The sequence below is a fragment of the Caballeronia sp. LZ029 genome (assembly GCF_031451275.1).
GTDB lineage: Bacteria > Pseudomonadota > Gammaproteobacteria > Burkholderiales > Burkholderiaceae > Caballeronia > Caballeronia jiangsuensis.
In genome coordinates this window covers 341195-365875 of record NZ_JARUXO010000004.1, presented here as the reverse complement: position 1 = coordinate 365875, position 24681 = coordinate 341195, and the positions used below count along the sequence as shown (strand labels likewise).

The window sequence follows — 24681 nt, the reverse complement described above, 5'->3', positions numbered from 1 at the left end:
TGACAGATGCCGCAACCGACGATCAAACTGTCACGATTGCGGACGCAATCTGTGTCCGCCGCCCGCGCTTCCCAGGCAAAACCCGCCGGACACGTCCCGGGCATGGCGGGTGCTTGCCAAGCGCCCGCCCCCGCGGATTCGCGGAAATCGAACGAGGCCCACGCCAATTGCAGGAGCCAGGATGCGAGCCAACCCCCTTTCGACGTTGAGCGACAACCTCGCGACCGCGCTCGTCCCCGACGAGCCGGGCGCGACGCCATGCGCACACGCCGAGCCGCCCGCCGCCGATCGCGACGAAACCAGCGCCTACGACGAGCTCGCCGCATTCCACGGCATCGAGCGCGAGCGCCTGGTGCTGATTCATCCGGGCAGCCACCACGCCGCGCCCGTGTGGCCCGCGCAACGTTATGCCGATGTCGCCGACCAGCTCGCCGCCGATGGCTGGCAGATCGCCATCGTCGGCGACGCGCCCGATCCCGAGCGCACCGCCGGCGTCCTCGGCGCGATGCAGACGGCCGCGCTCTTTCTCGCGGGCGCCGTCGCGCCGGCCGCGCTGCCGCGCCTGATCGCCAACGCGCGCCTGCTCGTGTCCGACGACGCCGCCGCGTCATCGCCCGTCGCCGCGGCGCGCGCGCTCGGCACGCCGCATATCGTGCTCGACGAGCATCCGCGCGACATCGGCAGCGACGCGATCGTCGCCCGCGCCCGCGCCGCGCTCTCGAACACCGGCGACGCGCATCCGGGCGAGCCGTTCACGCTGCACATGCCGGCGCCGCACGAGTCCGTGTAGCGCCGCTCCACCTTGCGGGGAACATCATGAAATTCGATATGCAGACCAGTCCCGTTCCGGATCCCATCGCGGACCCGAACCGCGATCCGGAAGCCGATCCGCTCACGCCGCCTTCGCCGGGTCATCGCCCGGACGAGCCGCAGCATCCCGACGCGCCGCCCGACAAGGACCCGATCCGCCGTTTCTAAAAGCTACGGGTATTCCCCGCCCTACATCCGCCGCCGTTGCCTGCCGTAAAGCGGGCATGCGGCGGCATGCGCCGTCGCACCAGACAACGCAAAGAGGCGACGGGGCAACATGAACAGAATGACGTTGAACAAGAAGCTCGGCTCGCTGATCGCCGTGCTGTGGATCGGCCTGATTGCGATCGGGATCATCGGGGCGTGGCAGAACCGGACGTCGATGATCGATGACCGCAAGGAGCAGTTGAAGACCCTCGTCAACGAGGCGTACGCCATCACGGCGCACTACGCCGCGCTTGCCGCCGACAAGACGCTCACCGAAGAGGAAGCGAAGAAACGCGCGCTCGACGTGGTCGGCGCGATCCGTTACGGCACGGACGGCTATCTGTCGATCAACGATTCGCATCCGACGATGGTGATGCATCCGATCAAGCCCGCCATGAACGGAAAGGATCTCTCGACCTATACCGATCCGGCGGGCAATCGCCTGTTCGTCGATATCGTGAAGGCGGGCGATCAGCAAGGCGGCGGCTTCATCAGCTATCTGTGGCCGAAGCCCGGCAGCGACAAGCCGGTCGGCAAACTCTCCTATGCGCAGCGCTTCGCGCCGTGGGACTGGTATCTCGTCACCGGTATGTACATGGACGACGTGCAGAGCGCGTTCTGGGCGAGCGCGCTGCGCTGGCTCGCGATCACGGCGGTGCTCGGCGGCATCGCGACGGCGGCGATGCTGATCGTCCTGCGCAGCATCAAACGCAATCTGGGCGGCGAGCTGGAACTGGCGGTCGGCGCGGCGCACCGCATCGCGCGTGGCGACCTGACGAGCACCGTCGACATCCATCCGAACGACACGACGAGTCTCCTGCACGCGCTCAACACGATGCAGCGCGGTCTCGTCGAGACGGTCTCGCGCGTGCGCAACGGCACCGAGAACATCAACGTGGGCGCGTCGGAGATCGCGGCGGGCAATACCGATCTGTCGCAGCGCACCGAGGAACAGGCGGCGGCGCTCGTGCAGACGGCGTCGAGCATGGACCAGATGACCGCCAACGTGAAGAACAACGCGGAAAGCGCGGCGCAGGCGGCCCGGCTCGCGGAGCAGGCGGCGGATGTGGCGACGCGCGGCAGCGGCGTCGTCGATGACGTGATCGACACGATGACGCGCATCACAGCGAGTTCGCAGCAGATCGGCGACATCATCGGCGTGATCGACGGCATCGCGTTCCAGACGAACATCCTCGCGCTCAACGCGGCCGTCGAAGCGGCGCGCGCGGGCGAACAGGGACGCGGCTTCGCGGTCGTGGCGGCCGAAGTGCGCAGCCTCGCGCAACGTTCGGCGACGGCGGCAAAGGAGATCAAGGCGCTCATCGAGACATCGACGCAGACGGTGCAGCAAGGCGCGTCGCTCGTGACGAACGCGGGCGCGACGATGACCGAGATCGTGCAATCGGTGCGTCGCGTGAACGAGATTCTCGACGAGATCAGCCATGCGTCGCACGAGCAGAGCGCGGGCATCGAGCAGGTGAACCGCGCGGTCGTCGAGATGGATCAGGTGACGCAGCAGAACGCCGCGCTCGTCGAAGAGGCGGCGGCTGCCGCGCATTCGCTGAAGGATCAGGTGGATGTGCTGCGCGAGGCGATCGGGAGTTTCAGGCTGCCGGCGTAAGGCTTTCGATCACGCGAGGAAACGTTCGACGAGCCTCGCCCAGTACGCCGCGCCGACCGGCAGATTCTTGTCGTTGAAATCGTAGTGCGGGTTGTGGACCATGCAGCCGTCCTCGCCCGCACCGTTGCCCAGACGCAGGAACGAGCCCGGCCGTTGCTGCAGCATGAACGCGAAATCCTCGCTGCCCATCAGCAGATCCGCGTGCGCGACGACGTTCTGCTCGCCGACCAGTTCGCGCGCGACCTGAATCGCGAACTCCGTTTCCGCGTCCGAATTGACGACGACCGGATAGCCTTCCAGATACTTCACGGTCGCCGTCGCGCCGTAGCTCGCGGCCTGCGACTCGACCAGTTCCTTGATGCGCCGCTTAAGCAGTTCGCGCACTTTCGGATCGAACGAGCGCACCGAGAGTTCGAGCGTCGCGCGACTGGGGATGACGTTGTTCACCGTGCCGGCGTGCATCGAACCGACGGTGACGACGGCGGCCTGCGCCGGATCGACATTGCGCGCGACGATCGTCTGCAGCGCCATCACGATGCTCGCCGTCACGACGACCGGATCGACGGAAAGATGCGGCCGCGCCGCGTGCCCGCCGACGCCTTCGATCGCGATCGACACCTGATCGCCCGCCGCCATGAACGGCCCCTTGCGGAACAGGAACGTGCCGGGCTGCGCGCCGGGATGGTTGTGCACGCCGAACACGGCGTCGCAGTGAAAGCGTTCGAACAGGCCTTCCGCGATCATCTTCTGCGCGCCGCTTGGCACGCCGTGCTCTTCCGCCGGCTGAAAATACAGATGCACCGTGCCGTTGAAGCGTCGCGTGCGCGCGAGATGACGTGCGGCGCCGAGCAGCATCGTCGTGTGGCCGTCGTGGCCGCACGCGTGCATCTTGCCGTGCGTTTCGCTCGCGTAGGGCTTGCCGGTCTGTTCGATGATCGGCAGCGCGTCCATGTCGGCGCGCAGGCCGATGCTCTTCGCGCCGTCGCCCGCTTTCAACGTACCGACGACGCCCGTGCCGCCGATACCGCGCGTCACCTGCCAGCCCCACTCTTCCAGCCGATCCGCGACGAGCGCCGCGGTGCGCGTCTCCTCGTAGGACAGCTCCGGATGACGGTGGATGTCGTGGCGAATGTCGCGCAGCGAGGGCGCGTCGTCGGAGAGGTCGGCGATGACGGTGAAGTGGTGGTTGGAGGGAGTCGTCATGGGGGAGCCTTTGCTGAGGTGATGCGGATACGTGGAAAACGGCGCACATGATCCTCCACATGGGCCGCGCTTTCCAGTTCCCTGAGCGTTTTTTTTGGGTGGACGAAAGCCAATCGTGAAGTTTCGACCGGCTTCTAGCGCAAAAACCGGTCGATCACCCCCGCCAGTTTCGCAAACGCCGGCCCAATCTCCTCATCCGGCACACACGCATAACCGATCAGCAACCCCGATTCCGAATCCGGCCGACGCGCGTAATACCCCGACAGCGGCCGCACCACGATATCCTCCGCAAGCGCCGCCGCAGCAACCGCGCGATCATCGACATGCTGAGGCAGCTTCAATACGAGATGCAGCCCCGCATCGCCACCGGCGATCGCCAGCGCGTTACCGTAGCGCCCGGCGATCGTCGCGAGCATCACATCGCGGCGCTGGCCGTAAAGCGCGCGCATCCGCCGGATATGCGAAGTGAAATGGCCCTGCTCGATGAATTCAGCGAGCACCGCCTGCTGCAATAGCTGCCCTTCACGATAAAGCTCGGCGCTCGCCGTCGCGAAACTGTCCGCCAGCGCTTCCGGCACGACGACATAGCCGATGCGCAGCCCCGGAAACAGCGTCTTGCCGAAGCTCCCCACATAGATCACCTGCCCCGCCGGGTCCATCCCCTGCAGCGACGCGAGCGGCCGGCTGCCGTAGCGGAACTCGCTGTCGTAATCGTCCTCGATGATCCAGCAGCGGTGCTGGCGCGCGTATTCGAGCAGCATGCGGCGGCGCGCGAGGCTCATCACCATGCCGAGCGGATACTGGTGCGACGGCGTGACGAGCATCAGCCTCGGCGGCGACGCGAGATCGTCGGGCGTCGGCGCGATGCCCTCGGCATCGACGGGAATTGCCTTCAGATCGAGCCCCGACACCTGCAACACGCTGCGCACGCCCCAGTAGCACGGATCTTCGGTCCAGATCGTGTCGCCCGAATCGGCGAGCAGGCGCGCGGCGAGGTCGATCGACTGATGAATGCCCGTCGTCACGACGATCTGCTCCGGCGTGCAGCGCACCGAGCGCGACGTGCGCAGATAGTGCGCGAGCGCGTGGCGGAAGCCCGTGTGACCGCCGCCGGGCGCGTAAGTGAGCAGATCGGGCAGCGGCTTGCGCCAGTATTTCGCGTGCAGCCGATTCCACACGCGCGACGGAAAGCGCGACACGTCCGGCACGCCTGGCATGAACGCCCCGCCCTGGCGCTTCGACACGCCCGCGCCCGAAATCAGCCGCGCGCCGCGCGTGGAGAGCGTCGATTGCGTATCGGCGGGAACGATGGCCGCGGGCGGCGCGTCGTCGAAGAGGATTTCATCGGGCGCGCTGTCCGCGACGAACGTGCCGCGCCCCGTTGCCGACGAAACGTAGCCTTCGAGCGCGAGCTGCTCGTAGACCTGCGTCACGGTATTGCGCCCGACGCCCAGTTCGGTCGCGAGCAGCCTCGACGACGGCACTTTCGCGCCCGCCGCGAGCTCGCGCGTCAGGATCGCCTGCTGCAGGAGCCGATGCAGTTGCCGGTAGATCGGCTGGCCGTTCGAGCGGTCGATGCGCTGCGCCAGCCAGTCGGAGAGCACGCTCGCGCGGATGGACATCGGATTGGCTCCTATAGATTTATTGAAATGGCTCTGAACTTAAGGGCCAAATCTTACTATAGTCGTCTATAAATTCAGTCGGCCGATACGGCCACCATCGACATGCGCCCTCGCGCGAAGGAGATTTCCCTGTGAGCACCAACCTCAAGAACGCCGATCTGCACGCCCGCAAGAATGCCGCGACCCCGCGCGGCGTGGGCGTGATGTGCGATTTCTACGCGGCGCGCGCCGAGAATGCGGAACTGTGGGATGTCGAGGGCCGTCGTTTCATCGATTTCGCGGCGGGCATTGCAGTGTGCAACACGGGGCATCGTCATCCGAAGATCGTCGAGGCGATCCGCGCGCAGCTCGACTGCTTCACGCACACCGCGTATCAGATCGTGCCGTACGAATCGTATGTGTCGCTCGCAGAGAAGATCAGCGCGCGCGCGCCGGGCTCGCACGCGAAGAAGACGGCGTTTTTCACGACGGGCGCGGAAGCCGTCGAGAACGCGGTGAAAATCGCGCGCGCGGCGACGGGCCGTCCCGGCGTGATCGCCTTCACGGGCGGCTTCCACGGCCGCACGCTGATGGGCATGGCGCTCACCGGCAAGGTCGCGCCGTACAAGATCGGCTTCGGGCCGTTCCCGTCGGACGTCTATCACGCGCCGTTCCCGAATGCGCTGCACGGCGTGTCGGTCGCGGATTCGCTGCGCGCGATCGAGCATCTGTTCAAGGCGGATATCGAGGCGACGCGCGTCGCCGCGATCATCTTCGAGCCGGTGCAGGGCGAAGGCGGCTTCAATGCGGCGCCGGCGGATTTCGTGCGCGGCCTGCGCAAGATCTGCGACGAGCACGGCATTCTGCTCATCGCCGATGAAGTGCAGACCGGTTTTGCGCGCACCGGCAGGCTCTTCGCGATGGAGCATCACGGCGTCGTGCCGGACCTGATGACGATCGCGAAGTCGCTCGCGGGCGGCATGCCGCTGTCGGGCGTCGTCGGACGCGCGGAGATCATGGATGCGGCCGCGCCCGGCGGGCTGGGCGGCACGTATGCGGGCAATCCGCTCGCGGTGGCGGCGGCGCACGCGGTGCTCGATATCATCGACGATGAAAAGCTCTGCGAGCGCGCTGTTGTTTTGGGCGACAAGCTTAAGGCAAAGCTCGAAGCGCTCAAGGCCGATGTGCCGCAAATCGCCGATGTGCGCGGGCCGGGCGCGATGATCGCCGTCGAGTTCTGCAAGCCCGGTTCGCATGATGCGGATGCGGCTTTCGCCAAGCTCGTGCAGACGCGCGCGTTGGAGCGCGGGTTGTTGCTGCTCGTTTGCGGGGTTTATTCGAACGTCGTTCGCTTCCTGTTTCCGCTCACCATTCAGGAACAGGTTTTCGATGAGGCTATCGGGATTCTCGAAGAGGTACTTGTCGAGACGGTTGGTGTTGCTGTTTGATTTCTGCTGACTTTGATGCGCGAGGCGCGGGTTGTTTGGGTGCCTCGCGGTGTATATTTTTCGTTTGTTTGTTGCTTTGGGTTTCGTGGAGTCCTGATTTCGTGTCGGTCTATTGGCGCTGCCCCTCCCCGGGGCGGGGGTCACTTTCTTTGCTGCTGCAAAGAAAGTAACCAAAGAAAGCAGCTCGTCACCGCCCGCGGTCACACGCAGTTTGGCCATGCTTGCCAGCCTCAAGCGGCACTCGCCTAAGTGTCGCCCTCAAAGGCCCATTTGGGCTTGGCTCGCGCACGGTCTGCCGCCCGAGACGATTCAGCGCGCTGGTTCAGCACGAAAGAGCTTCGGCACAGCGCTACGCGCTGCCGTTGGGTATGCGAGGGAAACCGACGAAGAAGGAGCGCGCGCAAACCCGCTTGACCCATCGGCCGCGAAGCGGGCCGGAGCCATTTGGTGCTGAACCAGTGACGCAAGCGGCGCGGCGCGACAGACCGTGCGCGAGCCAAGCCCGGTAAGTCCTCTGAGGGCGACACTTAGGCGAGTGCCGCCTGCGGCTGGCAAGCATGGTCAAACTGCGTGTGACCGCGGGCGGTGAGAAGCTGTTTCTTTGGTTACTTTCTTTGCAGCAGCAAAGAAAGTGACTGCCGCCCCGCACAGGGGCAACGCTAATAGACCGACACGCCCACGGGATCCAGCAACAACAAAAAGAAGCCCCAAAAAGGAATCGCAAAGACATGAGCCTGAAAGACCAACTGAAAGACCCGACGCTGCTGCGTCACACCGCCTACATCGACGGTGAATGGCAACAATCCGACACCGGCGAAACGTTCGAAGTCACGAACCCCGCCAACGGCGAATCCCTCGGCACAGTACCGAAGATGGGCGCGAACGAAACGCGCCGCGCCATCGATGCGGCAAACGCCGCGTGGCCCGCATGGCGCAAGAAGACCGCAAAAGAACGCGCAATCATCCTGCGCCGCTGGTTCGACCTGATGATGGCAAACGCCGACGATCTCGCCCTCATCCTCACGACCGAGCAAGGCAAGCCGCTCGCCGAGGCAAAAGGCGAAATCACCTATGCTGCCTCGTTCATTGAATGGTTCGCGGAAGAAGGCAAGCGCGTCGCCGGCGATACGCTCGCGACACCCGCCGCCGACAAGCGCATCGTCGTGACGAAGGAACCGATCGGCGTTTGCGCCGCCATCACGCCGTGGAACTTCCCGGCCGCGATGATCACCCGCAAGGTCGGCCCGGCGCTCGCGGCTGGCTGCCCGATCGTCGTGAAGCCCGCCGAAGCGACGCCCTTCTCCGCGTTCGCGATGGCCGTGCTCGCCGAGCGCGCAGGCCTGCCGAAGGGTGTGCTCAACATCCTCACCGGCGATCCGAAAGCGATCGGCGGTGAAATGACCAGCAACCCGATCGTGCGCAAGCTCTCCTTCACCGGTTCGACCGGCGTGGGCCGCTTGCTGATGGCGCAAAGCGCGCCGACGGTCAAGAAAGTGACGCTGGAACTCGGCGGCAACGCACCGTTCATCGTGTTCGACGACGCCGATCTCGACGCCGCCGTGGAAGGCGCGATTGCATCGAAATATCGCAACAGCGGGCAGACCTGCGTGTGCACGAATCGCTTCTACGTGCACGAGCGCGTCTACGATGCGTTCGCGCAAAAGCTGGCGGCGGCGGTCGGCGGCCTCAAGGTCGGGCTCGGCACCGAGAGCGGCGTGGCGCTCGGTCCGCTCATCAACGAAGCGGCCGTGCAGAAAGTGGAATCGCATATCGACGATGCGCTCGCGAAAGGCGCCGCGCTCGCCACGGGCGGCAAGCGTCACGCGCTCGGTCACGGTTTCTTCGAGCCGACCGTGCTGACCGGCGTCACGACCGACATGAAAGTCGCGAAAGAGGAAACCTTCGGCCCGCTCGCGCCGATCTTCAAATTCTCGTCCGACGATGAAGTCGTGCGCCTCGCCAACGACACCGAGTTCGGTCTCGCGGCGTACTTCTACAGCCGCGATATCGGCCGCATCTGGCGCGTGGCAGAAGCGCTCGAATACGGCATGGTGGGCATCAACACCGGCCTGATCTCGAACGAAGTGGCGCCGTTCGGCGGCGTCAAGCAGTCGGGACTCGGGCGCGAAGGCTCGCATTACGGTATCGACGATTACGTCGTCATCAAGTATCTCTGCATGGCGGTCTGATCGCGCGTCGCGCCGGTTAGATAAGAGAAGCCCCGACACTCGTGTGTCGGGGCTTTTTGTTTCCGCTCCGCCGAAAGATCGAATCGTCAAAGGCATGCGCGGCGTCGAACCGTTAGAATCGGCTCCATATCCCGCACGGGCGTGCAGCGCCCGTCTTTCTGCCGCTTCTTCGATCCCCCCAGGAGCGCTATGCGACGCTCGGCATTCTTTCTCCGCTTCATCGGCATCGGCGTTCTGTTTCATATCTATGTCGGCGTGCGGCTCATCCCGGACGCGCCCGTCGGTATGCCGCTCAAGGTGCTGGCGGCGATACTGCTCGCGGTATCGGTCGTCGTCATACCGCTCGGCATGGCGGCGCGGCAGATCGAACCGCAGTCGCTCGCGGATCGCCTCGCATGGCTCGGGCTGACCGCGCTGGGCTTCTTCTCGTCGCTGCTTTTATTGACTTTCGCGCGCGACGTGATTCTGTTCTTCGTGCATCTCGTCGACTGGCTGCGCGGCGTGCCCGTCGGCTCGCCGGTGTTCGTCGCCTATAGCGCGATCGTCGTGCCGTGCCTGGCCGTGCTCTTTTCGGCGATCGGTTTTTACAACGCGCGGCGACGCGCGCCGGTCGTGAGTGTGGATGTGCCCATCGATAATCTGCCGGCCGCGCTCGACGGTTTCACGATCGCGCAGATCAGCGACATTCACGTCGGACCGACGATCAAGCGTCACTATGTGGAACGCATCGTCGCGGCCGTGAACGGGCTCGAACCGGATGTGATCGCCGTGACGGGCGATGTCGTCGACGGCACCGTGCCGAATCTCGCCGATCACACGCGCCCGCTCGCGGGGCTCAGTGCCCGGCACGGGACCTTTCTCGTGACCGGGAATCACGAGTACTACTCGGGCGCGGACAAGTGGATTGCGGAATTCCGGCGTCTGGGTTTGACGGTGCTGCTGAATCAGCATGTCGTGCTGAATCACGACGGCGCACAAGCTGTGGTCGCGGGCGTCACGGATTATGGCGCGGGCAGTTTCGATCCGGCGCATCGCAGCGATCCCGCGAAGGCGATCAGCGGCGCACCTGACGATGCAACCGTGCGCGTGCTGCTCGCGCATCAGCCGCGCAGCGCTACGGCGGCGGCTGAAGCGGGTTTTACGCTGCAGTTGTCGGGGCACACGCATGGGGGGCAGTTCCTGCCGTGGAATTTTTTTGTGCGATTGCAGCAGCCGTTTGTTTCCGGACTTGTGAAGTTCAACGGGCTTTGGGTTTATACGAGCCGGGGTACGGGGTATTGGGGGCCGCCGAAAAGGCTGGGGGCGCCGTCGGAGATTACGTTGGTGCGGCTGGTGGCGGCGAGGGCTGCATAACAGCGGCGGGATAAAAAAGCTTCTTCGCGGATTTTCGGGAACGGCGCTTCTTGACCGTTGCGGCCGGTCAACCAAAGGTTTCCTGCACTCCTCAGCAGCCTAGCCATTCGGACTAACCTTGCCACGGATGACCCTTTGTTTCTGAGTTATGGCAGCCTCCTTGCTGTTCGCGCCGCGCATTGCCGCCATGAGCTACGCCCTCCGCGGCACTGCGCGCCAGCATGAGAAGCCAACCACTGTAAGATTTAGTCTAGTTCATTGCTATCGCATCGACCGGTTGAATCCGCCGCCGAAGTGCGGCTGCGATCTCTTCACTGGACGAATGCAGCATCCCGAACCACACCATCGTTGTCATACATCAATGCTAGGCTCACTTCACCGTCGCCGTGCGTGAGCTGCCGTGTGCTTTGATCCAGTTCCTGCATGAGCCCGACAAAGTTCGATGTCTGAAGTCTTGCCTCCACCACCCATTCATTTACGAGACGATGAATTTCCGTCCTGCGATAGTCCAGTAGCTCGTCGCTCGTAAAGCGAGACTTCCGAAGTAGCGCATCGGCCTTCTCAATGGCTTCGCTGCGAAATATATCGACCAGTTTGATCCACTCCTCGACTTGAGGGCGCATACGCGTATATTTGCGTCCTGCAGGATCAAGGTAGGTAACAATCATGTTCGTCACTGCGACCAGTTGCAATAGAAGGCCATAACGCACAAGCAGCGGCTGGATTTTCTGCACCAGATCCAGAAGTTCCTTGTGCGTGTTCCCTGTGCCGAACGTATCCTTGTCCGTAAGCCCTCTGATCCGCCGCGTCAAATCGGCGAGGTCGCCCTGAACTTTGTCTCGCCACTCAAATCCCATGTGATTGATGCTTTCAATCTTATGAGACTTTTCGCTCGATATTTCGATGGGTCGCCGCAGACCCTTCATGTGTTGTGCGATTTCGCTCAAATAAGCAATGGTGCCAGAAATGCTGGTTCGATCCGTGGTTTCAAGCTTGTCGATAACCTCCGATATGCCGCTCTTGATTTTTCCAAGGCTGCGCTCGATATCCGCAAGATGGGCCTGCGCTACCGCGATACTGACGAGCTGGAATGCCCCTACGGCCAGTTGACGGGCCGAGCCCGCCTGCACAACCCGTCCTTTCCCCGCCACCTGCCCGGTCTTATTGACGGCGTCAGCTAGAACCTCTCCGGACGTTGTCCGCATGAGCGTATAGGTTCCGTCTTTCAGGCCTTGCGCAATTTCAGGCTTGAAGACCAATCGTATGGTCTTGCCTGGGATGCTGACTCCCGCTTCCAGAAAATCGGACGCAAGCTGGCCCAGTCTGTTGACTTCGTCGCTCGACGAATCGAGACGTCGTGCGGTAAATGGTATGCCCGGCATTTGCTCGACGTCCATCACGACGGCGCCCTCTGAATCAACGAGTTCGACGTTGTGAAAAACCTCGTGCATCGGCTGCACAGAGATTGGATCAGCTTCAAATGGCGCGGGCTCGACAGGAGCAGATGCAATGGTGGAAGACTTACTACGTTGAGTAGCTCGCGTCTGTCCAGCCTTGTAAGCAAGAAAAACAGCGGCGAGGGCGATCAGCACGATCGCGACGATTACAGTGATCACAGCGACATCCCCGAAGACTTAATGTGTATCCGTTCTTTTATGATCGTTCTGGATCACACGATACCCACGTTTTGATTAAATTTACAGCTTGCCAGAAGATTCTATTCGTCCGCCAGGGGACCTTTATCACCTCCATCTCGGCGAACGTCCGATATGGCCGAAAAGCTGTCATCATCTCTCCTCGCGCGTTTAATATCCCGTTCAGGCTAGTTTCCGACCCGCGAACATCCAACACTGCTTAGCGGCAACGATCTCCCGTCGACCAACTGAAAACCTATCCAAAATCGCTCCCCTCAAGACTCTGCAAAGCCCCCCAAAAAAAACGCGCGGCCCAACCGCACCGCGCGTCCACCGCTCAGAGACGAGCGCCGCGCCCGAACACGGGGATGAACGGACACTCTCGAACTGGCAGGCGGGGCCCCGCCAGCGAGTGCCTACAAAATAAGAGAACACCGACGCAATAACCACAAGACTTCTCTTAATCACCGCAATCTCACGGACTGCGAACGTTCATCTCCCCTTCACCGACACCGCCGCCGGCGTCGTCGCATAGACGCTCTTGTGCGGAGCCGTACCCTCCCTCGGCCAGTCGGAGCGTTCATCGAAAAACCATTCCGCGCGCTCACGTCCCTTGCGGATCAGCGCATGAATCAGCGCCGGATTTCGATCGAGCTTCGATGCATAATCGAGCGGCCCCGGATAATCCCGGGCGTCGAGATGCATCTGCACGACGCGAACCTTGATCGGCTTGTAACGCTTCTCCAGCGATTTATCGGCTTTCAGCAGTTCGTTCACGCGCGTCGTGAAATAAAGCTCCTGCCCCAGCGCGAGATTGCCGGACAGTTCATTGCGCCGGTCGATGATCTCGTTCGTCGATTCAGGCAACTCGCGACGATATTGCGGATTGATCTGCACGACCCAGATCTCGTCGGGCCGCATATCGAGCGCGAAATCGGTGAACTCGCGCACCGGCGGATTGCTGCTGAAAAGGCCGTCCCAGCACATGCGTCCGTCGGCCTCGACCGCGCGATACAACGGCGGCACCGCGGCCGATGCAACGAGTTGATCCTGATCGAGCTTGTCGCCGGGAAAGATCACGCGATCGCCGGTGCGCACGTCGGTCGCGCCGACGAGAAGCGTGGGCTGTGCGCGTCGCTTCGGGTCCGCCGGCAGCGACGCGAACGGCAGATGCTTGTCGAGCAGCTCGCGCAGGCGCTCCTCCGCGACCGGCGGATAGAGATACGGGCTGATTTCCGCGTTGACGGGCAGCCGCGCGTACCAGGTCCCGACCGCATTCGCGACGATATCCGGCCCGTCGCGCGCCTCCAAATCCTTCCAGAAACCGGCAAGGCGCCGCCTCGCGTCAGGAGGTCCGCCGAGCAAGAGCCCTGCCCACACGAGCGCGCTGCACATCGCGCCGCCCGACGTGCCGGACAGCGCGACGAGTTCGAACTTGTTGAGAAACTCGCCGCTCAACAACCGGTCGAGCACGCCCGCGGCGAACGCCGCATGGCTGCCGCCGCCCTGGCACGCGATCGCTACTTTCGGAATGGCCGCCATCACCGCACCCCTCTCGCGTCCGTCGACATCGGACGTACGCTACAGGATAGGCGACGCGCGCCGCTATGCCAGCGCCGCCAGCACCTGCTGCGTCGAACGAATGCGGCCGATGCGCGGAAAGATGTAGCGGCAGGTCGATTCGTGCGTGTCGGCGTGCAAGTCGCTCATCGCGTCCTCGACGAATATCTGCTGATAGCCGCGCTCGTGCGCGCCGCGTGCGGTCGAATCCACGCCGATGGCCGTCGCGATGCCGCCCAGCACGATCGTCCCGATGCCGCGCCGGCGCAGATGCGAGTCGAGATCCGTGTTGTAGAACGCGCCCCACTGCCGCTTGGTGACGACGATATCGGACGCCTGCACGCCCAGTTCCGCGCTGAGCTCGCTCCAGCCCGCAGGCTCCGGCGCTTCCTGCGCCTGTCCCGCGTCGGTGACCGGACGCAGGCCGCCCGGTCCGTTCGGAAACGCCACCTTGACCAGCACGACCGGTGCGCCGAGCGCGCGGAAGCGATCGGCGAGCGCACGCGCGTTGGCGAGCACGCTCGCGGCGTCGTGAGGTTGCACGGGCAAGGCGGCGATGCCCGCCTGCAGATCGATCAGCACGAGCGCGGTTGTCGCGGGATCGAGCTTGAGTTCGGGAGCGTTCATTTCGAAAGTCGCGAGTAAGGTGGATGAGTGCGCGATCTCAGGCTTCTTGTTGCCGGAATTCGAGCGCCGCGCCGTTCATGCAGTAGCGCAGGCCCGTGGGCTTCGGTCCGTCGTCGAAGACATGGCCGAGATGTCCGCCGCAACGCCGGCAATGCACCTCGTTGCGCATGTGGCCCGTCGCGTCCGCGTGGGTCGCGACCGCGCCATCGACGGGCTTCCAGAAACTCGGCCAGCCTGTCCCGCTGTCGAACTTCGTCCCCGACGAGAACAGTGCGAGCCCGCATCCCGCGCACGCATACGTGCCCTCGCGACGCTCCTTGAGCAGCGGGCTCGCGAACGGCGGCTCGGTGCCGCCGCGCCGGAGCACTCGGAATTGCTCGGACGAGAGTCGGCGGCGCCAGTCCGCGCTGCTGTGATCGATCTCGTACGATCGGGCGGGCGCCGAAGAGCCCGCGCCGCCGGCGAAGGCGGCGGCCATCACACCGAGAAAATTGCGCTTCGTGCGTCTCATGATTTTCATCCGATGACCGCTCTCATGCTTTTATCCGCCACCCGGCGCCGCGCTACGATTTGAGCCGGTATCCCGTCCTGAAGATCCACGCGACGATCGCGATGAATACCGCTAGGAACACCAGCGTCATGCCGAAACTCACGCCGACTTGGACATCGGCGAGACCGTAAAAGCTCCAGCGAAAGCCGCTGATCAGATAGACGACCGGATTGAAGAGCGCCACGGCCTTCCAGAACGGCGGCAGGATATTGATCGAATAGAAGCTGCCGCCGAGAAACGTGAGCGGCGTCACGATCAGGAGTGGAATGATCTGCAACTTCTCGAAGCCGTCCGCCCAGATGCCGATGATGAACCCGAGCAGGCTGAACGTCACGGAGGTGAGCAGCAAAAATACGATCATCCAGACAGGATGATCGATTCTGAGCGGCACGAATAATCGTGCGGTAAGAAGAATGATCAGTCCGAGGATGACGGATTTGGTCGCGGCCGCGCCCACGTAGCTCAGGACGAGCTCGAAGTGCGAAACCGGCGCGGACAGCAGTTCGTAGATCGTGCCCGTGAACTTCGGAAAATAGATGCCGAAGGACGCGTTGGCGATGCTCTGCGTAAGCAGCGACAGCATCACGAGCCCCGGCACGATGAACGCGCCGTAGCTGATGCCGTCGACTTCCGGAATGCGCGAGCCGATGGCCGCCCCGAAAACGACGAAGTAAAGCGATGTCGAAATGACGGGCGACACGATGCTCTGCATCAGCGTACGCCCGGCGCGCGCCATCTCGAAACGGTAGATCGCGCGAACGGCGTATAGATTCATTTGGTTTCCCTGACGAGACTCACGAAGATGTCTTCGAGCGAGCTTTGCGTCGTTTGCAGATCCTTGAAACGCACGCCGGCTTCGTCGACGTGGCGCAACAGCGCGATGATGCGCCCCGGCTCGTCATGCGCGTCATATGTGTAGGTGAGCTCGCCGCCGTCCGCCGAGCGCGTGAGGCCGTAAGGCTCGAGCGGCGCGGGTATTTGCGCGAGCGGCTGTTCGAGCTGCAGCGTGAGTTTCTTCTGCCCGAGCTTGCGCATGAGTTCGCGCTTCTCCTCGACCAGCACGATCTCGCCGCGATTGATCACGCCGATGCGGTCGGCCATCTCCTCCGCTTCCTCGATGTAATGCGTCGTGAGGATGATGGTCACGCCGTTGCTCTGCAGCTCGCGCACGAGGTCCCACATGTCGCGGCGCAACTCGACATCGACGCCGGCCGTGGGTTCGTCGAGAAAGAGAATCTCGGGCTCGTGCGCGAGCGCCTTCGCGATCAGCACGCGCCGCTTCATGCCGCCCGAAAGCGTCATGATCTTGTTGTCCTTCTTCGCCCATAGAGAGAGCGATTTCAACACCTTCTCGACATGCGCCGGATTCTTCGGGCGGCCAAAGAGGCCCCGGCTGAACGACACGGTCGCCCAGACGGTCTCGAACGCGTCGGTGGTGAGTTCCTGCGGCACGAGGCCGATCATCGCGCGGGCGGCGCGATAGTCCGTGACGATATCGTGGCCGGCGACGGTGACCTTGCCCTCGCTCGGATTGACGATGCCGCAGATGGTGCTGATGAGCGTCGTCTTGCCCGCCCCGTTCGGGCCGAGCAGCGCAAAAATTTCGCCGCGACGGATCTCCAGATTCACGTCCTGGAGCGCGCGGAAGCCCGACCCGTAGGTCTTGGACAGATCGGAAACGGTGATGATGGTTGGCATGGCGTGGACGATAGCAGATACCGCGCGATCCGGCTTGGACGAAAGGGGTCGTCCGTTCGGCCGATGTTCGCCGGGCCCGGCGCTGCCTACAATGCACTGCTGAATACCAGGAGCCGACATCATGCTGTTCGAACAGATTCAGACCACATGCCTCAACGACGCGGACCTGCCGTGGGTGCCGTTCACGCCGTACAGCGCGCGCGTGCTCGTCAAGTATTTCAAGCTGGATCCGATTCGCGGCGAGGTCATCGCACTCATGAAGGCGCCGGCGAAAGGCCAGATGCCGCGGCATCGGCATACGGGAACCGTGATCGTCTATACGGTCGAGGGGCGCTGGAAGTATCGCGAGCACGACTGGATCGCGGGGCCGGGAAGCATCGTGTACGAGACGGCGGGGTCGAGCCACACGCCGGAAGCGCTTGCCGCGGATTCGGGCGGCGCGGACATCGTCACGCTCAACATCATTCAGGGCGAACTGCTCTTCGTGAATGACGACGGACAGGTCCTCGCCGCCGAAAACTGGAAGAGCGGCTGGGACCGTTACGCTGCCTTCTGTCATGCAAACGGCATCGCTCCGAGAGATTTGACGGCTTTCGGGTAACGTCGGGGTCGCGGCCACTGGTTAGAATCGATGTCTGGACGCGCCTCGTGCGCTTTCGACCCTTTCCAGTTTGCCGGCCGCTCTCGGCCGGCGCAGATCGAGGAGAAGCAAAAGCATGAAGATTCAGACCGTCGGCATCGTCGGTGCGGGAACCATGGGCAACGGCATCGCGCAGGTCGCGGCCGTCGCGGGCTTCAAGGTCGTGCTGATCGACGTCACCGACGCCGCACTCGCGAAGGGCGTCGCCGCGCTCACGGGCAGCTTGGAGCGGCTCGTGTCGAAGGACAAGCTGGAAGCCTCCGCGCGCGACGCGGCGTTGCAGCGCATCGAAACCTCCACCGATTACGCGCGCCTCTCCGAAGCCGATATCGTGATCGAAGCCGCGACGGAGAACGTCGAGCTCAAGAACCGCATCCTGAAGCAGATCGAAGGGGCGGCCCGTGCGGACGCGATCATCGCGTCGAACACGTCGTCGATCTCGATCACCTCGCTCGCCGCCACGCTCGCCACGCCCGAGCGCTTCATCGGCATGCACTTCTTCAATCCGGTGCCGCTGCTGCAACTCGTCGAAGTGATTCGCGGCGTGCAGACGAGCGATGAAACCGCCGCCGCCGTGCGCGAACTCACCGAGAAGCTCGACAAATCGCCGATCGGCGTGCGCAACTCGCCGGGCTTTGTCGTCAACCGCATTCTCGTGCCGATGATCAACGAAGCGTTCTTCGTGCTCTATGAAGGCGTCGCGAGCGCGGAGGAAATCGACGCGGGCATGAAGCTCGGCGCGAATCATCCGATCGGCCCGCTCGCGCTCGCGGACCTGATCGGCCTCGACGTGTGCCTGTCGGTGATGGACGTTTTCCTCAAGGACTTCGGCGATTCGAAATACCGCGCGTGCCCGCTCTTGCGCGAACTCGTCTCGGCGGGTCGTCTCGGGCGCAAGACGAAACGCGGCGTGTATCGGTACGACTAGGCCGCGTCGAAATCGAGCACCGGTCCGGCGGGCACGACGCCCGTCGGATTGATCGTCCGATGGCTCTCGTAGTAATGCCGCTTGATGTGCTCGAAGTTCACCGTCGCCGCAACACCCGGCATCCGGTAGATCTCGCGTGCGTACTTCGAGAGATGCGGATAATCCGCGATGCGCCGCAGATTGCATTTGAAGTGGCCGACGTACACCGCGTCGAAGCGCACGAGCGTCGTGAAAAGGCGAATGTCCGCTTCGGTGAAGCGCTCGCCCGTCAGATAGCGGCGCGTGCTCAGCCGCTCTTCGAGAAAATCGAGCGTGTCGAAGAGCGGCGTCACCGCTTCCTCGTATGCGGCCTGCGTCGTCGCGAAGCCCGCCTTGTAGACGCCGTTATTGACCGTGTCGTAGATGCGCGCGTTGAGCGCATCGATCTCTTCCCGCAACTCGCGCGGATAGTAATCGCCCGGTTTCGCGCCGATGCCATCGAACGCGGAGTTCAGCATCCGGATGATCTCCGACGACTCGTTGTTGACGATCGTCCCGCGCGCCTTGTCCCACAGGATCGGCACGGTCACGCGGCCGCTGTAACGCGGATCGGCCGCCGTGTAGACCTGATGCAGATAGCGCGCGCCGTTGATCCTGTCGGGCACGACGCCCTGAGCGTCGTCGAAAGTCCAGCCGTTTTCCAGCATCAGCCAGTTCACGACCGATACGTCGATCATCCCTTCCAGCCCCTTCAGCGCGCGCACGATGAGCGTGCGATGCGCCCACGGGCACGCGAGGCTCACATACAGGTGATAGCGCCCGGCTTCGGCCTTGAAGCCGCCCTCGCCGCTCGGCCCCGGCGCGCCATCGGCCGTCACCCAGTTGCGAAACGCCGCGTCCTTGCGCACGAAGCGCCCGCCCGTGGACGCCGTTTCGTACCATTTGTCCTGCCACTTTCCGTCGACGAGAAGGCCCATTTCATTTCTCCTTGAATGCCGCGGCGCAAGACACGCGCCGCGGCGTCGATGCATCTCAGTTGGACGAAGGCGCGTCGATGAAGCGCACGAGTTGCATCATCGTCGCGTCCGGCGCTTCTTCCATCAGCCAGTGGCCCGCGCCCGGCACGACCACGCCCTGCACGTTCGTCGCGACGAGCTTCGCCTGATCGATCAGGAACGTGCCCGACGCGCGTTCGCCGGTGAGCACGAGCATCGGCATCGCGAGCGGCGTTTTGGCGAAGGCGGCGAAATCGTTCGCGTCCTGCGGAAACGCATGGAAATACTCGAAGCCCGCGCGCATACGGCCGTTGCGCGCGTACTGGGCCGAATAGTAACGGCGATCCGCCTCGCTCACCGAATGCGCGGCATCGGCGGCAAAGTCGTTCCAGAAGTGCTCGAAATAGACGCGCTCGCGGCCGCGCACGAGTTTCTCCGGCGTGTCGCCATAGAAGTTGAAGTGCCATTTGTCGCGCAGGAGCCAGACTTTCTGCCAGTCGCCGACGCCGGGCAGGAACGCGTCCATCAGCACGATGCTGTCCACTTCGTCGGGATATTGCGCCGCGTACGCATACGCGACCATCAGCCCGATATCGTGCCCGACGAGCTTCACCTTGCGATAGCCGAGCTTTTGGACCATCGCGTGGATGTCTTGCGCGAGCGTTTTCTTGTCGTAGCCGGACGACGGCATCGCCGAGCCGCCCGCACCCGGCAGATCAGGCGCGATCACGACGCGCTCGCCCGCGAGACGCGTCATCAGCGGCTGCCACATGCGGCTCGTTTCCGTATAGCCGTGCAGCAGCACGACGGGCGTCGCGTCGCCCTGTCCGGCTTGCAGATAGTGAATGTCGACGCCGTTCGCATCGATCGTGCGGGACTGGATCGCGCTCGCGGCGGCGACCGGCTGGGGTGCGCGCGGCGTGTTCGCGGCATGCGCGGCCGGTTGCAGGGCGGCGGCGGCCAGAAGCACGCCGGCGGCGCGGCGCATCGTGTGAAGGAAGGCATTCATCGTTCAGCTCCATCGAAGGTTGGGTTTATCCCGATGACGCTCATGTTGATCCGCCACGCCGCTTTTGCCGTACGATCCGGACGATGAACTCGTTCGATGGAGTCGAACATGTTGTCAGAGGAAGAACTCTCGCTGCTCGACGCGATCCGCGAAACCGGCAGTCTCTCGCGCGCGGCGGCGCGCCTCGGCAAGGCGCCGTCGACGGTATCGCATGCCGCGCGTCAACTGGAAACGCGCTTCGACGCGCTGCTCTTCGACCGGCGCCGCTATCGCCTGCAACTGACGCCCGCCGGCCATCTTCTCGCCGACGAAGCGTCGCGCCTGATGCTCGACGTGTCGCGTCTCGCGCAGCGCGTGAAGCAGATCGCGAGCGGCTGGGAGGACCGGCTGTGGATCGTCTGCGACGAAATCCTCGAATTCGAGACGCTGCTGCCGGTCGTGCAGGCATTCGATGCGCTCGATTCCGGCGTTGCGCTGCGCATCACCCACGAAGTGCTGAGCGGCACCTGGGAAGCATTGCGCGACGGGCGCGCGGATCTGATCGTCGGCGCGACCAACGAGCCGCCGGCGATTCCCGGCCTGCGCTGGTTCGAGCTCGGCGTGATGCAATGGGTGTTCGCGGTGTCGCCACGTCATCCGCTCGCGACGATGAACGGGCCGCTCAAGCGCGATCAGATCGCGGCGCATCGGGCGGTCGTCGTCGCGGATTCGTCGCGCTCGGCGGGGCGCGCGTACGGCGTGCTCGGCGGACAGGCCGCGTTTGCCGTGCCGACGATGCGCGCGAAAATCCTCGCGCAGCGACAAGGGCTCGGCACGGGCTGGGTGCCGCGGCATCGCGTGCAATCGCTGCTTGCGCGCGGCGAACTCGTCGAGAAGGAAACCGCCGATCCGCGCGAGCCGAACGTGCTGTACGTCGCGTGGCGCGGCGATCACGAAGGCCGCGCGCTGCAATGGTGGAACGAGCAATTGCGCCAGCCGCGCCTTGCCGAACGCCTGGTCGTCGGCATCGACGCGTTTGCGTAAAACCCGGTTACAAATTCGCCGTCAAACGCGCGACGGAAATCGCTCCGTCGCGCCGTTCAAGTTCTCGTCGCAACCTGAAACGACGGGACACGTCATGAAAAAAACACCTTCGCCGCTGCGCGCGGCGCTTTCGGCCGCCGTGCTCGCGCCGGTCATCGCGGTTTCGTTTGCTGCCCTGCACAGCACGCCTGCCGATGCGCAGGCCATCATCGTCGCGCCCGCCGCGCCGCCCGCGCCGCGCGTCGAAGCGCCGCCGCCGCCGCGCGCGGGTTATGCATGGGATCCGGGTCACTGGCGCTGGGCGCATGGCGGCTACGTCTGGGCGCCGGGACATTGGCGGCCGGTGCGCGCGGGCTATCGCTGGATACCGGGACACTGGGTGCAGCACGGTCCGAACTGGCGCTGGGTCGAAGGGCATTGGGCATGAGCCGCACCACGTTCGCATCGAGGTAGCCCATCATGATGAAAGCATTGATCGCAGCGGGGCTCGTCGCCGTGATGCTCGCCGGATGCGTCGTGTATCCGGCGCACCCTGTCTACTATCGCGGGCCGGTCGTCGTTTACTGAGCATGCGTACCAACGCGATAACCCGCCCAGCGTCCGGGCAATCCGACACCCGACAACACATTGAAAGAAGAAGATCCGGACACCGCGCTCATTGCCCGCGTCGGCAATCGGGAACCGGGAGCCATCCGCGAGATCGTCGCGAGGAAGCTCCCGCGCATCGTCGCGCTCGCGGCCCGGATGCTCGGCGACCGTGACGAGGCCGACGACGTGGCTCAGGAAGCGTTCCTGCGCATCTGGAATATCGCGCCGAAGTGGCGGCGCGGCGAGGCGCGCTTCGATACATGGCTGCATCGCGTGACGCTCAATCTGTGTTACGACCGCCTGCGCCGTCATCGCGAGACGACAATGTCGGACGATCTGCCCGAACAGGCCGATGTCGCGCCGCTGCCCGACGAGCGGATCGAGGCCGCGCACGCGAACGGGCGCATCGCGGCGGCGCTCGCGAAGCTGCCCGCGCGCCAGCGCGAGGCGCTCGTGCTGCAGTACTACCAGGAATTGCCGAACGCGGACGCGGCGGCGCTGATGGGCGTGAGCGTCGATGCGCTGGAAAGCCTGCTCGCCCGCGCGCGCCGCAATCTCAGGGCCGCGCTCGCGGATCTCGCACAGTCAGGCGGCGACGCCCCGAAGGAACATCGATGACACCCGAACGATTCCGCCACATCACCGAGGCTTACGGCGCGTCGCCGGAACGCTGGCCCGCCCGCGAACGCGACGCGGCGCTCGCGCTCGTGAAGGCCGGAGACGCCGAAGGGCTCGCCGCGCTCGCCGAAGCCCGCGCGCTCGACGGCATGCTCGACGCTCACGCGGTCGCGGCGCCCGGTCCGGAGTTCGTGCGGCGCATCGTCGATTCGGCGCCCACGCGGCCCGCGCGCGCCTTCTGGCGCCGCCCGCGCATCTGGTTCTCGGGCGTGGGCTTCGTCGGCGCGGGCGCGGCGGGCGTCGCGGCGGGCGCGCTGCTGGTTTCGCTGCTGGCGCCCGCGCCCGCGCCGGGCGAGCCCGCGCACGGCGGATGGTTCGAGCAATCCTATTCGGGCACGGCCTTCGGCGGCGCCCCTTACGACTGGAGCGATCAATGAGCCTGCGCACGCTGAAGACGCTCGCGGCGGTATCGCTCGTGCTGAACGTGTTTTTGCTCGGATCGATCGCGGGCGGCGCTTACTGGCTGTCCGGGCCGCTCGCGCAGAAACGCACGGAAGCCGCGCAGCAACGCGGCATCCGTTTCGCCGCCGCCGATCTGTCGGCGGAGCGCCAGAAGGAACTGCGCGACGCCTTGCGCAAGACGCGCCGTGAAAGCCTGCCGCTGATTCGCGATGCGCGCGACGGGCGCATCGATCTCGCGCATGTCCTCGCGGCGCCAGATTTCGATCGCCATGCACTCGACGATGCCCTCGCCCGCACGCGCGAAGCCGACGTCGCGTTGCGCGCGCGCATCGAAGGCACGGTCGCGGATTTCGCATCGACACTCACGCCCGACGAACGGCTGAAGCTCGTCGGCGCGATGGAGCGCTACGGTCCATTGCGCGCCGTTCCGCCCGACGAGCGTCCGCAGCAATGACGCAAAGCGACGGGTTTTCCTCGCGCACACGTTTAACCGGCATCGAGCACTTCGGAGCACGTCATGGCCATCGCGCCGCAACTTTCGCCTGCCGCCATCGCGGTGAATCGTTTCGGGCTCGGCGCGCGTCCGGGCGAGCCGCTGCCCGCCGATCCGCGCGGCTGGCTCATCGAACAGGCCGATCCGCGCGCAAGTGCGTATCAGGCGATGCCGCCCGCGCTGAACGGCCAGCCGTCGAGCGCCGCGCTAGCCGCGCAGTTCGCCGATCGCCAGCGCGCGCTGCGTGATGCAAGCGACGCCGACAAGCCCGCCGTGCGCAAGCAATACGGCGAGCAGATCCGCGACATCTACCGCAATGCCGTCGATGCGCGCGTGACGAGCGCGCTCACGACCAACGCGCCGTTCATCGAACGCCTCGTGCATTTCTGGGCGAACCACTTCGCCGTGTCGATCGAAAAGCCGCCCGTCGCGATGCTCGCCGGATCCTTCGAGAACGAGGCGATCCGCCCGCACGTGCTCGGCCGCTTCGAGGACATGCTGATCGCGGCCGAGCGGCATCCGGCGATGCAGATCTTTCTGGATCAGGCGCGCTCGGTCGGCCCGGACAGTCCCGCCGCCGCGCGCGCCGCGATGCGCAATCCCGACAACAAGCGCGGCCTCAACGAAAACCTCGCGCGCGAGATCATGGAGCTTCATACGCTCGGCGTGCGCAGCGGCTACACGCAGGCCGACGTGACCGAGTTCGCGCGCGCGCTGACCGGCTGGAGCCTCGGCGCGATGACGGCGAACGCCGCGGGCAATCCCAACGATCCGACGCCACCCGGCGCGTTCGTGTTTCGCCCGCGGGTGCACGAGCCGGGCGTGCGCACCGTGATGGGCAAGCAGTACGCGCAGACCGACGAAGCGCAGCCGCTCGCCGTGCTGCACGATCTCGCGAATTCGCCCGCGACCGCGCATCACGTCGCGGAAAAGCTCGCGCGCCACTTCGTCGCGGATACGCCGCCGCCCGCGCTCGTCGACAGGCTCGCGCGCGTCTTCAGCGATACGGGCGGCGATCTGCCGTCGGTGTATCGCGCGCTGGCCGATGCGCCCGAAGCATGGCCAAGCGCGCCCGCCAAGTTCAAGACGCCGTGGGATTGGACGGTGTCGTCGCTGCGCGGGCTCGGCCGTATCGACATGCAAGGCGTGCGCGCCGCGCCGCTTCTGACGCAGCTCGGCCAGCAGGTATGGCGTCCCGGCTCGCCCGCCGGTTACGACGATATCGCCGCGAGCTGGGCCGCGCCCGATGCGCTGGTGCGCCGCGTCGAGCTCGCGCAACGTTTCGCGGCGCGCGCGGGCGACCGGCTCGACGCCCGGACGCTCGGTCCGCAACTGCTTCCCGGTGCGCTGTCCGATGCGACCGCGAGCGCCGTGTCACGCGCCGAGAGCGCGCCGACCGCGCTCGCGCTCCTGCTCGTGTCGCCCGATTTTCTGAGGAGATGAAG

Annotated in this window: 24 protein-coding genes; 14 read left to right on the top strand and 10 right to left on the bottom strand. The window is 64.7% G+C overall.

Annotated features, from left to right (window positions below; translation table 11 throughout):
• The first annotated feature begins 181 nt into the window (after positions 1-181).
• From QCE73_RS27645 to QCE73_RS27635, 3 genes are all read left to right on the top strand, one after another.
• Positions 182-790, top strand: coding sequence for a glycosyltransferase family 9 protein (locus QCE73_RS27645; RefSeq protein ID WP_309884453.1), 609 nt, complete (start codon positions 182-184; stop codon positions 788-790).
• 26 nt (positions 791-816) lie between these two features.
• Complete coding sequence (locus tag QCE73_RS27640; protein ID WP_187605169.1) at positions 817-978, top strand: hypothetical protein; 162 nt, start codon at positions 817-819, stop codon at positions 976-978.
• Between the two features lie 118 nt (positions 979-1096).
• Positions 1097-2638 carry a methyl-accepting chemotaxis protein gene (locus QCE73_RS27635; protein WP_309885268.1) on the top strand — a complete coding sequence of 514 codons (1542 nt, stop codon included), beginning with the start codon at positions 1097-1099 and terminating at the stop codon, positions 2636-2638.
• Between the two features lie 9 nt (positions 2639-2647).
• On the opposite strand, the gene QCE73_RS27630 is transcribed toward QCE73_RS27635, so the two are convergent.
• On the bottom strand, positions 2648-3841 hold the full coding sequence (locus tag QCE73_RS27630; RefSeq protein ID WP_309884452.1) for a M20 aminoacylase family protein: 1194 nt from the start codon (positions 3839-3841) through the stop codon (positions 2648-2650).
• 134 nt (positions 3842-3975) lie between these two features.
• A complete protein-coding gene (locus tag QCE73_RS27625) occupies positions 3976-5457 on the bottom strand; it encodes a PLP-dependent aminotransferase family protein (RefSeq protein WP_309885267.1) in 1482 nt (493 codons plus the stop codon).
• Between the two features lie 137 nt (positions 5458-5594).
• Between QCE73_RS27625 and gabT the strand changes: the two genes are divergently transcribed.
• The 3 genes from gabT to QCE73_RS27610 all read left to right on the top strand — a co-directional run bounded on the left by gabT (position 5595) and on the right by QCE73_RS27610 (position 10432).
• Positions 5595-6890 carry a 4-aminobutyrate--2-oxoglutarate transaminase gene (gene gabT / locus QCE73_RS27620; RefSeq protein WP_309884451.1) on the top strand — a complete coding sequence of 432 codons (1296 nt, stop codon included), beginning with the start codon at positions 5595-5597 and terminating at the stop codon, positions 6888-6890.
• A 728-nt stretch (positions 6891-7618) separates the two neighbouring features.
• Positions 7619-9079 carry an NAD-dependent succinate-semialdehyde dehydrogenase gene (locus QCE73_RS27615; protein ID WP_309884450.1) on the top strand — a complete coding sequence of 487 codons (1461 nt, stop codon included), beginning with the start codon at positions 7619-7621 and terminating at the stop codon, positions 9077-9079.
• 189 nt (positions 9080-9268) lie between these two features.
• Complete coding sequence (locus QCE73_RS27610; RefSeq protein ID WP_309884449.1) at positions 9269-10432, top strand: metallophosphoesterase; 1164 nt, start codon at positions 9269-9271, stop codon at positions 10430-10432.
• Between the two features lie 311 nt (positions 10433-10743).
• Here QCE73_RS27610 and QCE73_RS27605 read toward each other — a convergent pair whose 3' ends face one another.
• The 6 genes from QCE73_RS27605 to QCE73_RS27580 all read right to left on the bottom strand — a co-directional run bounded on the left by QCE73_RS27605 (position 10744) and on the right by QCE73_RS27580 (position 16501).
• Complete coding sequence (locus tag QCE73_RS27605; RefSeq protein WP_309884448.1) at positions 10744-12048, bottom strand: hypothetical protein; 1305 nt, start codon at positions 12046-12048, stop codon at positions 10744-10746.
• A gap of 510 nt (positions 12049-12558) precedes the next feature.
• Positions 12559-13608, bottom strand: a complete 1050-nt coding sequence (locus tag QCE73_RS27600) for a patatin-like phospholipase family protein (protein ID WP_309884447.1) — start codon at positions 13606-13608, stop codon at positions 12559-12561.
• A gap of 63 nt (positions 13609-13671) precedes the next feature.
• Complete coding sequence (locus tag QCE73_RS27595; protein WP_035510891.1) at positions 13672-14253, bottom strand: hydrolase; 582 nt, start codon at positions 14251-14253, stop codon at positions 13672-13674.
• A gap of 37 nt (positions 14254-14290) precedes the next feature.
• Positions 14291-14773, bottom strand: coding sequence for a peptide-methionine (R)-S-oxide reductase MsrB (msrB, locus tag QCE73_RS27590; RefSeq protein ID WP_309884446.1), 483 nt, complete (start codon positions 14771-14773; stop codon positions 14291-14293).
• 43 nt (positions 14774-14816) lie between these two features.
• A complete protein-coding gene (locus tag QCE73_RS27585) occupies positions 14817-15578 on the bottom strand; it encodes an ABC transporter permease (RefSeq protein WP_029672399.1) in 762 nt (253 codons plus the stop codon).
• The gene (locus QCE73_RS27580) at positions 15575-16501 is read right to left on the bottom strand and encodes an ABC transporter ATP-binding protein (RefSeq protein WP_309884445.1); all 927 of its coding nucleotides are present in this window, start codon (positions 16499-16501) and stop codon (positions 15575-15577) included. The genes QCE73_RS27585 and QCE73_RS27580 overlap by 4 nt, the downstream gene beginning before the upstream one ends.
• A 121-nt stretch (positions 16502-16622) precedes the next feature.
• Here QCE73_RS27580 and QCE73_RS27575 point away from each other — a divergent pair, with 121 nt between their 5' ends.
• Positions 16623-17102 (top strand): 2,4'-dihydroxyacetophenone dioxygenase family protein, encoded by a 480-nt coding sequence (locus QCE73_RS27575; RefSeq protein ID WP_309884444.1) that lies wholly within the window; start codon positions 16623-16625, stop codon positions 17100-17102.
• A 115-nt stretch (positions 17103-17217) separates the two neighbouring features.
• Positions 17218-18069, top strand: a complete 852-nt coding sequence (locus QCE73_RS27570; protein WP_029672402.1) for a 3-hydroxybutyryl-CoA dehydrogenase — start codon at positions 17218-17220, stop codon at positions 18067-18069.
• On the opposite strand, the gene QCE73_RS27565 is transcribed toward QCE73_RS27570, so the two are convergent.
• Complete coding sequence (locus QCE73_RS27565; protein ID WP_309884443.1) at positions 18066-19025, bottom strand: glutathione S-transferase family protein; 960 nt, start codon at positions 19023-19025, stop codon at positions 18066-18068. The two genes, QCE73_RS27570 and QCE73_RS27565, sit on opposite strands and share 4 nt — an antisense overlap.
• 55 nt (positions 19026-19080) lie before the next feature.
• Positions 19081-20052, bottom strand: a complete 972-nt coding sequence (locus QCE73_RS27560; protein WP_309884442.1) for an alpha/beta hydrolase — start codon at positions 20050-20052, stop codon at positions 19081-19083.
• Positions 20053-20160: 108 nt separating this feature from the next.
• On the opposite strand from QCE73_RS27560, the gene QCE73_RS27555 reads away from it, so the two are divergent.
• From QCE73_RS27555 to QCE73_RS27530, 6 genes are all read left to right on the top strand, one after another.
• The gene (locus QCE73_RS27555) at positions 20161-21075 is read left to right on the top strand and encodes a LysR family transcriptional regulator (protein ID WP_035510915.1); all 915 of its coding nucleotides are present in this window, start codon (positions 20161-20163) and stop codon (positions 21073-21075) included.
• 94 nt (positions 21076-21169) lie between these two features.
• Positions 21170-21502: a YXWGXW repeat-containing protein gene (locus tag QCE73_RS27550; RefSeq protein ID WP_309884441.1), complete on the top strand. Its 333-nt coding sequence runs from the start codon at positions 21170-21172 to the stop codon at positions 21500-21502.
• A gap of 200 nt (positions 21503-21702) precedes the next feature.
• A complete protein-coding gene (locus QCE73_RS27545; RefSeq protein WP_035510902.1) occupies positions 21703-22281 on the top strand; it encodes an RNA polymerase sigma factor in 579 nt (192 codons plus the stop codon).
• Positions 22278-22718, top strand: coding sequence for a hypothetical protein (locus QCE73_RS27540; protein ID WP_309884440.1), 441 nt, complete (start codon positions 22278-22280; stop codon positions 22716-22718). The genes QCE73_RS27545 and QCE73_RS27540 overlap by 4 nt, the downstream gene beginning before the upstream one ends.
• Positions 22715-23197: a periplasmic heavy metal sensor gene (locus tag QCE73_RS27535; protein ID WP_309884439.1), complete on the top strand. Its 483-nt coding sequence runs from the start codon at positions 22715-22717 to the stop codon at positions 23195-23197. Before QCE73_RS27540 ends, QCE73_RS27535 begins: the two co-directional genes overlap by 4 nt.
• A gap of 63 nt (positions 23198-23260) precedes the next feature.
• Entirely contained in the window at positions 23261-24679 is a 1419-nt protein-coding gene (locus QCE73_RS27530) for a DUF1800 domain-containing protein (RefSeq protein WP_309884437.1), read from the top strand.
• Positions 24680-24681 lie beyond the last annotated feature (2 nt).